Origin of the sequence: Myxococcus sp. AB025B (assembly GCF_006518215.1) — a bacterium.
In the GTDB taxonomy this organism is placed as follows: domain Bacteria; phylum Myxococcota; class Myxococcia; order Myxococcales; family Myxococcaceae; genus Myxococcus; species Myxococcus fulvus.
Genome location: NZ_SRLW01000008.1, coordinates 1 through 12841, shown reverse-complemented (window position 1 = coordinate 12841; position 12841 = coordinate 1). Strand labels below are relative to the sequence as shown.

Annotated in this window: 12 protein-coding genes and 1 pseudogene; 10 read left to right on the top strand and 3 right to left on the bottom strand. The window is 70.7% G+C overall.

Annotated features, from left to right (window positions below; translation table 11 throughout):
* Window positions 1–40 precede the first annotated feature (40 nt).
* Both FL311_RS02570 and FL311_RS02565 read left to right on the top strand, forming a co-directional pair.
* Window positions 41–640 carry a nucleoside triphosphate pyrophosphatase gene (locus FL311_RS02570; protein ID WP_141323207.1) on the top strand — a complete coding sequence of 200 codons (600 nt, stop codon included), beginning with the start codon at window positions 41–43 and terminating at the stop codon, window positions 638–640.
* On the top strand, window positions 637–1308 hold the full coding sequence (locus tag FL311_RS02565) for a YggS family pyridoxal phosphate-dependent enzyme (protein WP_141323206.1): 672 nt from the start codon (window positions 637–639) through the stop codon (window positions 1306–1308). Before FL311_RS02570 ends, FL311_RS02565 begins: the two co-directional genes overlap by 4 nt.
* Window positions 1309–1323: 15 nt before the next feature.
* On the opposite strand, the gene FL311_RS02560 is transcribed toward FL311_RS02565, so the two are convergent.
* Window positions 1324–1533 carry a hypothetical protein gene (locus FL311_RS02560; RefSeq protein WP_141323204.1) on the bottom strand — a complete coding sequence of 70 codons (210 nt, stop codon included), beginning with the start codon at window positions 1531–1533 and terminating at the stop codon, window positions 1324–1326.
* Between the two features lie 330 nt (window positions 1534–1863).
* Here FL311_RS02560 and FL311_RS02555 point away from each other — a divergent pair, with 330 nt between their 5' ends.
* From FL311_RS02555 to FL311_RS02530, 6 genes are all read left to right on the top strand, one after another.
* Window positions 1864–2670 (top strand): DUF3108 domain-containing protein, encoded by an 807-nt coding sequence (locus tag FL311_RS02555; RefSeq protein WP_141323202.1) that lies wholly within the window; start codon window positions 1864–1866, stop codon window positions 2668–2670.
* Window positions 2671–2695: 25 nt separating this feature from the next.
* Window positions 2696–4387 carry a DUF4091 domain-containing protein gene (locus FL311_RS02550; protein WP_141323200.1) on the top strand — a complete coding sequence of 564 codons (1692 nt, stop codon included), beginning with the start codon at window positions 2696–2698 and terminating at the stop codon, window positions 4385–4387.
* A 22-nt stretch (window positions 4388–4409) separates the two neighbouring features.
* Window positions 4410–5324, top strand: coding sequence for a DUF3108 domain-containing protein (locus FL311_RS02545; RefSeq protein ID WP_141323198.1), 915 nt, complete (start codon window positions 4410–4412; stop codon window positions 5322–5324).
* A gap of 136 nt (window positions 5325–5460) precedes the next feature.
* Entirely contained in the window at window positions 5461–6924 is a 1464-nt protein-coding gene (locus tag FL311_RS02540) for a hypothetical protein (protein ID WP_141323196.1), read from the top strand.
* Between the two features lie 44 nt (window positions 6925–6968).
* Window positions 6969–8066, top strand: a complete 1098-nt coding sequence (locus FL311_RS02535; protein WP_141323194.1) for an imelysin family protein — start codon at window positions 6969–6971, stop codon at window positions 8064–8066.
* A gap of 27 nt (window positions 8067–8093) precedes the next feature.
* On the top strand, window positions 8094–9431 hold the full coding sequence (locus FL311_RS02530) for a di-heme oxidoredictase family protein (protein WP_141323192.1): 1338 nt from the start codon (window positions 8094–8096) through the stop codon (window positions 9429–9431).
* A 32-nt stretch (window positions 9432–9463) separates the two neighbouring features.
* Here FL311_RS02530 and FL311_RS02525 read toward each other — a convergent pair whose 3' ends face one another.
* Window positions 9464–10357, bottom strand: coding sequence for a LysR family transcriptional regulator (locus FL311_RS02525; RefSeq protein WP_141323191.1), 894 nt, complete (start codon window positions 10355–10357; stop codon window positions 9464–9466).
* Between the two features lie 108 nt (window positions 10358–10465).
* On the opposite strand from FL311_RS02525, the gene FL311_RS02520 reads away from it, so the two are divergent.
* Together FL311_RS02520 and FL311_RS02515 are read left to right on the top strand one after the other, a co-directional pair.
* On the top strand, window positions 10466–11365 hold the full coding sequence (locus FL311_RS02520) for an SDR family oxidoreductase (RefSeq protein WP_141323189.1): 900 nt from the start codon (window positions 10466–10468) through the stop codon (window positions 11363–11365).
* Between the two features lie 64 nt (window positions 11366–11429).
* On the top strand, window positions 11430–11792 hold the full coding sequence (locus FL311_RS02515; RefSeq protein ID WP_194869013.1) for a hypothetical protein: 363 nt from the start codon (window positions 11430–11432) through the stop codon (window positions 11790–11792).
* 392 nt (window positions 11793–12184) lie between these two features.
* On the opposite strand, the pseudogene FL311_RS43935 reads toward FL311_RS02515, so the two are convergent.
* Window positions 12185–12841, bottom strand: a pseudogene (locus tag FL311_RS43935) (elastin); the annotation flags it as partial.

Below are 12841 nucleotides of genomic sequence, written 5' to 3'. Positions count from 1 at the left end.
CACTCCGAGGCGCAAGTCTGCTAAGGCCTGGAGCCGTAACATGCACACGCACGCTGATCAAACGTTGCTCGTCCTGGCCTCCGGTTCTCCCCGCCGTCGGGACTTCCTGTCGCAACTGGGGCTCACTTTTACCGTCTCCGCGGCGGACATCGACGAGACGCCCCACCCAGGCGAGGAGGCGGCCGCCTACGTCCTGCGGCTGGCGCGAGAGAAGGCCCGCGTGGTGGCCGGGCGCGCCCCTGGCGCCTTCGTCCTCGCGGCGGACACCACGGTGGCGCTGGGCATGACGCTGTTGGGCAAGCCCCAGGACCCGGCCGAGGCTCGCGCCATGCTCACCCGCCTGTCCGGCAAGACGCACGATGTGTACACGGGCGTCGCGCTCGCGGGCCGGCATGAAGAGGCGCTCGCGGTCCACACGCGTGTCACCTTCCGTGAGCTGAGCGCCGGAGAAATCGACTGGTACGTGGGCACGGGCGAGCCGGTGGACCGGGCGGGCGCCTACGCCATCCAGGGCAAGGGCGGCTTCCTCGTCGCGCGCATCGAGGGCAGCCCCACCAACGTCGTCGGCCTGCCGCTGGGCGAGACGCTCGCGCTGCTGACGCGCGCCGGCGTGCCCCTGGCCTGGAAGCCCGCGCCATGAGCACGGGCCTCGCGGAGCGGCTGGCGTCGGTGAAGGCGCGCATCGCGAAGGCGTGCGAGCGCGCGGGGCGTCCGGTGGAGTCGGTGACGCTGGTGGCCGTGTCCAAGCTCAAGCCGGCGGCGCTCATCCGCGAGGCATACGCCGCGGGTCAGCGCGACTTCGGGGAGAACTACGCGCAGGAGCTGCGCGACAAGGCCCAGGAGCTGTCGGACCTGGAGGGCCTGCGCTGGCACGCCATCGGTCCCCTGCAGACGAACAAGGTGAAGTACGTGGCGAAGGTGGCCAGCGCCTTCCATGCGTTGGACCGGCTGGAGGTGGCGCGCGAGCTGTCCAAGCGGCGCGAGGGCACCTCGCCCCTGCCCTGCTACGTCGAGGTCAACGTGGGCGGGGAGTCCACCAAGTCGGGCCTGGAGCCCGCCGCCCTGCCCGACTTCCTGGGCCAGGCGCGCGCGCTGCCGGGCCTCACGCTGGTGGGGCTGATGTCGCTGCCGCCGCCCACGGACGACGTGGCCCGCGCGCGCGGTTATTTCGACGCGCTGCGCGAGCTGGCGAGGAGCCATGGCCTGCCCGGGCTGTCCATGGGCACCACGCACGACTTCGAGCTGGCCATCGAGGCGGGCGCCACGCTGGTGCGGGTGGGCACCGCCCTCTTCGGCGAGCGGGACTGAGGCCCCGCGCGCGGGTCAGATCTCCTTGAACTTCGCGCGGCCCTCCGCGCTGATCTTCACCTTGTACTCGCAGCCGCAGTAGTTGCAGCGCAGCTCGTCCCCATCCCCGAAGCCATCGTGCACGGGGTTGTTGGCGTCGCAGCCCGGACAGTCGAACTCCTTGAGGCGGCCGCCCTTGGTCGTCTCCTTGGCGTCGTCGTCGTCGAAATCGTAGTCACCGGCCATGTTCCCGCGTCTCCAGGGCAAGGGGGCGACCTCCAGCCGGGGCCGCCTTCTCTTCGGGAGGCTAGCAGCGGTGTCGGCCGGTGGACACGCCCGGCGCGCCGCAGGGCGGCCGGGTTCAGGGGGCCGGGAGGCGCCGTGGGGCCCCTCCGTGCGAGACTCCTGTCCCCTTCCGCCCCTCAGGTCGCCCCCACGACGAGGGAGCGGGCGTCCATTGAATGCCCGCCGCATAGGCACGTCGATGGGAAATGTGGAGTGGCGGGAATGGTTCGGGGGCATGGCCTGGCGAGTAGCAGGCGGGCTACTTAACTTCCTTGCGATGGAGCTCACTCGATGCGTGCGCAGTCCAATTGGGGGTTCGCGGCGGTGGTTGCGGGCCTGGTCTGGTCGGCGGCTGCCCTGGGCCAGGAGTCTTCCGCGAACCCGGCGTTCGGCCCCGGTGAGCAGGCGCAGTATCGCGTGAAGTACCTGGGCATGACAGCGGGCACCGCGCAGGTGACGGTGGGCGCGCCCATGAAGCAGTGGGGCGAGGACGTGTGGCCCATCGTCGCGGTGGCGCGCTCGGACGCGCTCATCGGCGTGTGGCCCATCAAGGACAAGTTCGTCTCCTACTGGAAGGCGGACACCCAGCGCGTGGTGGGCAGCGACTTGCACGCGGACGAGAACGGCAAGCGCCGCCGCCAGCGCATCAAGCTGCAGCCGGATGGCAAGAGTGTCTTCGTCGTCAAGCAGAAGGAGGGCGAGGCGCCGCGCGAGTCCACCGCCGAGGTGGCCGAGGGCACGCTCGACGTGACGGGGGCGACGTTCGCGCTGCGCAACCGCGAGCTCGTCGTGGGCGGCGAGTACGCCTACCCGGTGTTCACCGGCAGCAAGAGCTTCACCATGCGCGCCAAGGTGGAGTCGCGCGAGACCTTGAAGACGGAGCTGGGGACGCAGGAGGTCTTCAAGACGCGGGTGCAGGCGGAGTTCGGCGGCAGCCTGACGTCGAAGCGGGACATGTTCGTCTACCTCACCACGGACGCGCGGCATGTCCCGGTGCGAATCGAGGCGGACTTCGCGCTCGGCACGGTGGTGGCGGAAATCACCGACTACGAGCCGGGGCGGACGATGGCGGTGGCGAGCGCGGAGAGCGGTGGGTAGCACCGCTGGAGAGTGAAGGGGGCGGATGGGCGCGGGATGGGCGTGGGTGGTGATGGCGGCGCTGGCCGCCACGCCGGAGCCGAGGGTGGTGTCGCCCCTGGTCAAGGTGCGCCCGGGCTCCGCCTTCGCGTCGCGCCCCATGGCCCGCTTGAGCGTGGCCCGCGGCGAGTGCGAGGGCACGCAGGTGGTGCTGCCCGACTCGGCCCGTCGCCTGAAGGTGAAGCCGCTGCTGCTCGGCGGTCCGTCGGACGCGCTGCGCGCGGACCTCTGGCGCGTGGGCTACCTGGATGTCGAGGTGCCCTCCAACTCGGAGGGGGACGTGGGCCCGTGGCCCGATGCCCTGTTGCCGCTCGGCGCGCCCGAGCGTGACGACGCCCCACCCCGCCCCGTCGTGCTCTACGTGGAGGTCTGCGCGAAGGAGGACCAGACGCCGGGCACCTATCAGGGTCGCCTGCGCGCGAGCTTCAACAAGCTGGAGCACGTGAGCGTCCCCTTCACGGTGGAGGTGCAGCCCTTCGCGCTGCCGGCGACGTCCTCGCTCGCCACCAGCTTCGGCATCTCCCTGTACAGCATCGCCCGGGGCCACGGGCTCGCCCCCGAGTCACCGGAGGCCCGCGAGCTCTTGCGCGACTACGCGCGCGTGCTGCTGGAGCACCGCGTGAGCGCGCATGGCATGAGCATGACGCCGCCGTCCGTGCGCTTCGAGGGCGACACGCCCATCATCGACTGGAGCGACTACGACGCGGAGATGGCGCCCTTGCTCGACGGGAGCCTGCTCGCGTCGGGTGCGCGCTTCACCACGTCGGACGTGCGCGACAGCCGCAAGGCGGACACCGAGGAGCGCAAGGTCGCGTACTACCGCGCGTTCGCCGAGCACTACCGGACGAAGGGCTGGCCCGCGCAGCTCTTCTTCTACGCCAAGGACGAACCGAAGCCGGAGGACGTGCCGCTCGTGCTCGCGCAGTCGCGCCGCGTGCGCGCCGCCGGGGGCAGCCGCGTGCTCATCACCACGCCCATGGAGGAGCCGCTCGCGAGCGCCGCCGACATCCTCGCGCCCACGCTCAACTGCTTCTTCCCCCGCCCCGGCCCCCAGACCTGCCGCGCCGTGCACACCATGGCCCAGATGCGCGAGCAGCTTCCCGAAGGCACCCGTATCTGGTGGTACCAGAGCTGCAACTCGCATGGCTGTGACGGCGGCACGTCCCAGAAGCGTGCCCAGGAGAAGAGCTACAGCGGTTGGGCCTCGTACATGGTGGACCACCCCGCCGTGCTCAACCGCGCCATGGGCCTGCTCGCCTTCACGAGCGGCGTGGACGGTGAGCTCTATTTCGACACCGTCTTCGCCTACAACACCAAGCACGACGTCTGGACGGACGTGTTCGAGTTCGGCGGCAACGGCGACGGCACCCTCTTCTACCCAGGCACGCCCGGCCGCCTGGGAGGTTTCCGACACCACCCCGTGGCGTCCCTGCGCCTCAAGCACCTGCGCGACGGACTGGAGGACTACGAGTACCTCCGGCTGCTCTGCGCGCTGGGGGACGAGGCCTTCGCGAAAGACGCGGCGCGCAAGCTCGTGCGGTCCGGTTGGGACATCCGCCGGGATGCGCGAGAATGGGCGCAGGTCCGCCAGCTCGTGACGGCGAGGCTCCGGCAGCGGTGGTTGGCATCAGAATTCGCGAAGCGTCCGGGCCGTCACACGCCCAAGAGCACCCCGTAGTTTCTCTCTGGAAGGAAGAAGGATGAGCACCCTGCGCACCCTCCTGGCGACCTGCCTGATGCTGACCTCCGGCGGTGCCGCCTGGGCCCAGCTCCCCGACACCGAGGCCGACAAGCCCGAGGGCGACAAGCCCGCCGAGGCCACCGAAGCCAAGCCCGACGAAGCCCCCATCACCGTGGAGCCCTGCGCGCAGGCGCTGCCCGCGCTGCGCATGCCGCTCGCGTTCATGCCCGGCGAGGTGCTCGAGTTCGACCTGGACGCCATGGGCGCGCAGGCCGGCAAGATGACCCTGCGCGTCCAGAAGCCGCAGGACGGCCAGATTCCCGTGCTCGCGCAGGCGGAGACCAACTCCTTCTTCTCCAAGGTCCGCCGCGTGCGCGGCAGCGCCACCACCTGGCTCAACCCGCGCACGCTGCGCCCCAAGCGCTACGTCGAGGACGCCACCGAGAACGAGATGCGCCGCAAGGTGGAGGTCGCCTTCACCCACAAGGACCGCGCCATCAAGGTGGACTACCAGATCGGCCAGCGCCCCAAGGGCCAGTTCAACTACACCTACGACAAGGACGGCCTGGACGTGGCCGGCTCCATCTACCTGCTGCGTCAGCTCCCCCTCGAGGAGAACCTCTCCGTCTGCTTCGACGTGTACGGCGTGCGCCGGCTGTGGCGCATGCAGGGCCAGGTGCTCAAGAAGGAGAAGGTCACCACGCCGCTGGGACAGTTCGACGCCTGGCACCTGGTGGGCACCGCCGTCCGCCTGGACCGCCCCAAGCAGAAGCGCGAGGTGCACGTGTGGCTCTCCGACGACGCGCGCCGCCTGCCGCTCGCCGCCGTGGGCACGCTGGACCTGGGCGCCGTGCGCGCCACCCTCACCTCCGTCAGCCGCCCCGGCGAGAAGCGCCAGGAGGCCGGCCACGGCAAGGAGGAGATGAAGTGGTGAGGTCCAGCCGCTGAGAAAAGAAGACACGGCTCGAGGAGAGGCCCGGTGGACGGAGTTCCCGGGCCTTTCTCTTTGAACCGAAATTGATTCTGGTTTGCAAAATCAAAATCATGAGCGTAGGGTGCGCGCCGCTCCGATGCGCCCACGCTCTTGTCTTGTCTCGTCGTCGTTCCTGCTCTGTTCCACCCTGCTGCTCGCCACGACGGTCGCCCGTGCCCAGGATTCGGCCGGTGCTCCGGTGGTCTCCGCCGCACCGCCGAGTGATTCGCCCGAGGGGCCCGTCGCCTCGGCTCCATCGGCCGAGCAGCCCGCGCCGTCCCCCGCCGCCCAGGAGCCCGCGCCCGTCAGCGCGGCGCCCGCTCCGGCGGCCCTGAGTCGGGCGCGGCCGAACATCGACACGTTCGTCACCGCCTACGGTGAGCTGCTGTTCGGCTACCACAACTACGGGTTGAACCAGAACCGGACGGGTGGCGCGCAGCGCGACTCGCGGCTGGAGTTCGACACCACGCGCTTCGTGCTGGAGATGAAGGGCGCGCTGCCGGACTACGGGCTCGAGGTGGAAGTCGAGGTCGAGTTCGAGCACGGCGGCACCGGCACCGCGATGGAGCTCGAGTACGAGGAGTTCGGCGAGTTCGACCAGGAGCTCGACAAGGGTGGGGAGATCCTCGTCGAGGAGCTCTACATCTCGAAGAAGCTCGGCGACCACGCGGCGCTCGCGGTGGGCCGCTTCTACGTGGCGGTGGGCACGCTGAGCGAGTTCTCGCGCCCCACCGACTACCTGGGCACCCTCCGCGACGAGGCGGAGACGGGCATCATCCCCAACACGTGGGACGAGATGGGCCTGCGGCTGCGCTACAAGTTCCCCTGGGGCCTGCGGCTGACGGGACAGCTGGTCAACGGACTGGACTCCACGGGCTTCAGCTCGCAGCTATGGGCGGTGGGTGGCCACCAGCGCCGCTTCGAGGTGCAGCGCGCCACGGACATGGCCCTGGTGTTCCGCGCGGACGTCACCCACTTCGACGGGTTCATCTTCGGCGTGTCCGCCTACCACGGCGACACCACGCGCAACCGCCCCAAGGCGGACCTGGTGAAGAGCTGCGAGGAGGCGAATGATCGCGAGGTCGCCCCGTGCGGCTACGTCTCCGCGCCGCTGACGCTGCTCGACATCCACCTGTCCGTGGCCAAGGGTCCGTGGAGCGCGAAGGGCATGGTGATGTACGGCCACCTGAAGAACGCGGAGCTCGTCTCGCAGCGCAACGCGCGCCTGTCGAACCTGCTGGGCGTGATGCGCACGCCGGTGTCCGACAACGCGTTGGCCGCGTGGGGAGAGCTCGGCTACGACATCGCGTCGGTGGTGGGCCTGAGCAACTCGCACCACCTGTTCCCGTTCGTCCGCTACGACTACGTGGACACGCAGTTCAAGCCGCGCGCGGAGCTCTACGACAACCCCCGCTTCCGCCGGACCGTCTACACGGTGGGCGTGGCCTACAACCTGCTCAACACGGTGTACGCGAAGCTCGACTTCGGGCACCGCCGCATGGGCTCGGGCGCCTTCCGGCCGGAGAACACCCTGCGCCTCGCCACCGGCTTCAACTACTGACGCGGCCCTCCCCGTGTCCCCCTACCCCCAACGAAAGGTCAGTCATGAAGCGTACGTCCCTGCGTCTGGCGCTCGCGCCCGCGCTCCTCACCGGCTCGCTGTTCCTCGCGGCCTGCGGCGATGATGATTCCGACACCCCCAACGAGGGCGACTCCAAGGTCACCAGCGAGCTGGTCGTCACGTTCGCGGACAAGGTCGTGGTGCCGACCTATGCGCGGCTGGCCACGCGGCTGACGGAGCTGGACGCGGCCTGCGTCGCGCTCGCGACGGCGCCCACGACGGAGAAGCTGACGGCGGCCAAGGCGGCCTGGCGCGCGGCGCGCATCCCCTGGGAGCAGAGCGAGGGCTTCCTCTTCGGCCCCGTGGACAGCTTCGGCTATGACCCGGCGCTGGACAGCTGGCCGGTGAGCCACACCGAGCTGGACGCGGTGCTGGCCAACAACGACGCCCTCACGCAGCAGTACGTGAGCAACCTCAAGAACGAGCAGAAGGGCTTCCACACGCTGGAGTACCTCATCTTCGGCGACGGCGGCACCAAGACGGTGGCGGAGCTGACGCCCCGCCAGCTCGAGTACGTGACGGCCCTGTCCGCGGAGCTCAAGGCCGTGGGGCAGTTGCTGCACGGCGCGTGGGCGCAGGCGCACGACGGCAACCCGCCGTTCCGTGACACGCTCGCGACGGCGGGCCAGTCCGGCAACACCGCGTATCCGTCCGTGGAGGCCGCCGCGCAGGAAATCGTCGGTGGCATCACCACCATCCTGGACGAGGTCGCCAACGGGAAGATCGCCGAGCCCTACTACACGCGGGACCCGGACGTGGTGGAGAGCCAGTTCGCGTACAACTCGCTGGAGGACTTCAGCAACAACATCCGCAGCGTGGAGAACGCGTACCTGGGTCACCTGCAGGGCGAGGCCAAGACGGGCATGTCGCTGCGTGACGTGGTGGGCGTGGACAGCGCGCTCGACGCGAAGATCCGCCAGCAGATCGCCGGCTCCATCAGCGCCCTGGCCGCCGTCCGCGAGCCGTTCCGCGACTCCATCCGTGACGAGACGGAGCGCCCGAAGATCGCCGCCGCGCAGGAGGCCATCCGCGCCCTGCACGACACCTTCCAGGGCGAGGTCCTGCCCCTGCTGTCGAAGTGATGTAGGAACCCAGGCCAGGTGAACGCCATGCGACGTGCGGTGATGCTGGGAGGCCTGCTGCTGTGGTCCGCCGGTTGTGGCGAGGAGGCGCCGATGGTGCCCCCTGAGCCACCGAGAGCGGGCGGGGCCACCACCGTCGACAACCGCACGTCGCAGGCGTTCGCGCAGCCGGCCGCGAACCTGCGTCCCGAGTACGACCGGCTGCACCGTGCGGGCGACGCGGCGTTCGCGGCCATCTTCGTCCCGGCGCCCTCGCGGGTGAACCCGGGGCTCGGGCCGACGTACAACAACGTCTCCTGCAACGGCTGTCACCTGCGCAACGGGCGCGGCATGCCGGTGATGGGGGCGACGGCGCAGCGCACCCAGCTCCTCGTGCGCGTGAGCCTGCCGGAGGGCGTGCCCGACCATCCCCACGGCGCGGTGCCCGTCCCCGGACTGGGGCTCCAGGTGCGTGACCAGTCCATCTACGGCCAGGTGCCGCCGGCCTCGCTCACGCTGTCGTGGGTGGAGCGCACCGGACAGTACCCGGATGGCACGCCGTACACGCTGCGCTCGCCGAGCGTGCGCATCGTCAAGTCGGATGGCTCGGCGCTGCCGGAGGACATGATGATGTCGCTGCGGCTTCCTCCGCCCGTCTTCGGACTGGGGCTGCTGGAGGCCGTCCCCATCGAGGCGCTGCGCGCGCTCGAGGACCCGGATGACCGGGACGGTGACGGCATCTCCGGACGGATGAACGAGGTCTGGGACGTGGCGCTGCGCACGCTGTTGCCCGGGCGCTTCGGCTGGAAGGCGAACAGCCCGCACCTGCTGCAGCAGTCCGCGGAGGCGTACTTCAACGACATGGGCATCACGAGCCCGCTCTTCCCGGAGCCAGACGGGACGCACGAAATCACCGCCGACATCCTGCAGGCGGCCGTCTTCTATTCCGAGTCGCTCGGCGTCCCCGCGCGCACCGCGCTGGAGGACCCCGTCGTCCAACGCGGCGAGAAGCTGTTCCGCGCGCTGGGCTGCGAGTCCTGCCACCGCGAGACGCTGGAGACGGGCGAGGCCGCCTACGAGGAGCTCGCGTTCCAGCGCATCCATCCGTACACGGACATGCTGCTGCACGACATGGGGCCGGAGCTCGCGGACGGACGGCCGGATGGCGCGGCCACGGGCACGGAGTGGCGCACGCCGGCGCTGTGGGGCCTGGGGCTGACGCACACGGTGCTGCCCTACTCCGGCTTCCTGCACGACGGTCGCGCCCGGACGATTGAAGAGGCGGTGCTGTGGCACGGCGGCGAGGCGCTCACCGCGCGCGACGGCTTCCACCGCCTGTCCGCCGATGACCGCGCCGCGGTGCTCAAGTTCCTCGGCTCGCTCTGAGGTGAGCGCGGCGGGAGTGTCCGCTCCCGGCCTCACATCGGGAAGGAGCGCTGCTTCAGCGTCTCGAGGAGGAAGTCGCGGAAGGCAGCGACCTTGCGAGGCATGTGCCGCTCCGCGGTGGAGACGAACCACACGCTCCCCGCCGGCATGCTCCACTTCGGAAGCAGCGCGACGAGTCGCCCCTCGGCGACCTCCGGTTCCGCGAGCATCGTCGGCAGGAACCCGATGCCCGCGCCCTGACGAAGCACCTCCCGCATGAAGAACATGTCGTCGCAGACGATGGCCCCATCCTGCGGCATGACGAGCGTCTCGCCGGGCCCCACGAGCCGGAAGGGCAGGGGCGAGCGGAAGGACACCCAGGTGTGGCTGGAGAGTTCGCGAGGATGGCGCGGCATGCTCCGGCGCGCGAGATACGCCGGCGACGCATAGAGCCGCAGGGAGAGCGTCCCGAGGCGGCGGGCGCGCAGCGACGAGTCCTTCAACGGGGCGATGGCCAGTCGCAGCGCGGCATCGAAGCCCTCCGCGACCAGGTCCACGACGCGATTGTCCAGGTGCAGGTCCACCTTCACCGCGGGGTAGCGCGCCACGAAGCGGGTGATGACCTCCGCGAGCACCGTGGTCCCCCAGTCCACCACCGACGTCAGCCGCAGCACGCCCGACGGCTCCTCCTCCAGCTCGGGCAGCTCCCCCACGGACTTGCGCAGCGCGAGCAGCATCGGGGACACCCGCTCGTAGAGCGCCTGTCCCGCGGTGCTGAGCGACACCCGGCGCGTGGTGCGGTGGATGAGCTGCACACCGAGCGAGGACTCCAGGCGGGCGATGCCCCGACTCACCGACGACTTGGGCAGGCCCAGCTTCTTCGCCGCGCTGGAGAAGCTGGCGCCCTCGGCGACGGCGACGAAGAGGGTGAGCTGGTTCAGGTCCATTGTTCCTCCCGTGGAACAGTATGCTCCAGCGGGCCGCATTGTGCAGGGCGCCGGGCGGCGCTACCCATGAGCCGGAGCCAATGTCGCTCCCTCGCTCTGGAGATTCACATGACGACCACATCCCCCACCCTGCTCGTCACCGGCGCCTCCGGCCATCTGGGCCGCCGCGTCGTGGAGCTGCTCCTCGAGGCCAGGAAGGGGCCTCTCATCGTCACCACGCGCGAGCCGTCGAAGCTCGCGGACCTGGCGGCGCGCGGCGTCGTGGTGCGCAAGGCGGACTTCGATGACGCGTCGACGCTGGACGCTGCGTTCGCCGGCGCGGAGCGACTGTTGCTCGTCAGCACGGACTCGCTCGATGTTCCTGGCCGCCGAATCACCCAGCATCGCCAGGCCGTGGAGGCCGCGCGGCGCGTGGGGGTGAAGCACGTCGTGTACACGTCGCTGACGCGGCCGGAGCCCGACTCGCCCATCACGCTCGCCAAGGACCACTGGGCCACGGAGCAGGCGCTGGCGGCGAGCGGACTGGGCTTCACCGTGCTGCGCAACAACGTCTACATGGAGATGCTCTTGCACAGCCTGCCCCAGGCCGTCGCGCAGGGGCGGCTCGTCACGGCCACGGGGACAGGGGCCACGGCGTATGTCACGCGCGAGGACTGCGCCCGGGCGGCGGTGGCGGCGCTCACCTCCTCGTACGAGGGACAGCGTGTGCTGGAGATCACCGGACCGTCGGCGGTGACGCAGGCGGAGCTGGCGCGGTTCGCGGGTGAGCTGTCGGGGCGCCCCGTCGAGTCCGTCGCCGTGGACACAGCGAGCCTCGCCGCGGGCCTGGTGGCGCACGGGTTGCCCGCACCGCTGGCGGAGGCCTACGCGTCGTTCGACGCGGCGGTGGCACAGGGCCGCATGAGTGGAGTGAGCACGGCCATCGCCGACCTCACGGGGCACGCGCCCGTCGACATCCGCGACTTCCTGTCGGCCCATCGCGCGGTGTTCGCGGCGAAGGGACACTGAGGGGCGGAGGCCCCGCGGGGGTGGGAAAATTGACGGGGTGCTACGGGCCTGTAGCGTCGAGCCCATGCCCCCTCTCGCCCTCGCCGCCCCCGTGCTCTCGCGCCAGGCCGACCCGGTCCGAGTGGCGACCGAACGCCTCGCTCGCGCGCTCCCTGCTCGCACCGACGCGGCGGTGCTCGTCGACCTGCTGGAGGACGATTTGAGGGAAGGGCTGGACGCGCTCGGTGACGTCGAAGCGCACTTCCACGACGTGTTGAGCACGCTGCGCGGCGCGACGTTGTCACCGGTGAACCTCATCAACACCGGGGATGACCTTCGCGTCCTCCAGCGGCTCGACGAGCTGCACGACGTCGTCGTCCAGATTCGCAAGCGATTGGCCCAGGCAGCCGCGATGGCGCATCAGGGCGCGCCCTCGCGGGTTCGCTGACCGCGGGCAACGCCGGCACGTCCTGTGCTGAAGCGGGAGCCGTGGGTCCGCTCAACGCTCCCGCGCAGCGGAGGTGTGAGCGCCTCCATCTCATGGCTCACGCCTTCACCTGGCCGTCGAGGAGGATGCGCCCCTCTCAACGCTCCCGCGCAGCGGAGGTGTGAGCGCCTCCATCTCATGGCTCACGCCTTCACCTGGCCGTCGAGGAGGATGCGCCCCTCTCAACGCTCCCGCGCAGCGGAGGTGTGAGCACCTCCATCTCGCGGCCCACACCGTCACGTCGACGCCGAGCCGCCGCCCGCCTGCGGCACGCGGCGGATGATCGGGCCATGACAGCGCTCGCGCAGCGCCACCGCGAGCAACAAACGCTCGCGGCGCCACCGGCACGTGCCTCAATTCGCTGGAGCCGCGCCGCCTGGTGCGGACGTCGCGGGCACGGCACTGGCCGGGGCAGGCGCCGCATTGGCCGGAGCGGGTGTCGCGGGCAGCGTCGTGGCGGACCCCGCGTTCAACGGCGTGGGAGACCCGAAGAGCGGCGGTGCGGGCGCGGCATTCAGTGGCGTGGGCGTTCCGAGCAGCCCCGGCGGCGGCGAGCCCGGCGCCGCATTGAGCGGCGGCGCCGTCGCGAGGATGCCCGGACTCACCTGCGACGTGCCCAGGAACGCATCGAAGCTCGGCGTCGACACGGAGGGCACCGGCACCGAGAACGACCCCGTGGTCGCCAGGCTCGACGTCGTCCCCGAGGAGCCGAAGAACCCAGGTGCCGTCCCCACCGGCGACGCGCCCGTCGTCAGCACACCCTCCGCCGCGAGCGTCGGGCTCGTCGTCGGTGTCCCCAACGTCACCCCCGAGATGTTCACCGGCGGCTCCGCCACCACGCTCGTGGGGAAGCCGCCACTCACCACCGCGGGCGACTCGGGCGCCGTCACATCGGCCGTCCCCGTCCCCACCGTGGCGCCTCCCTGCACCACCGTGGCGCCTCCCTGCACCACCGTGCCGCCCTGCCCTCCGCCCACGAACACCCGACTGCCCCCGGGCCTCCCCACCTC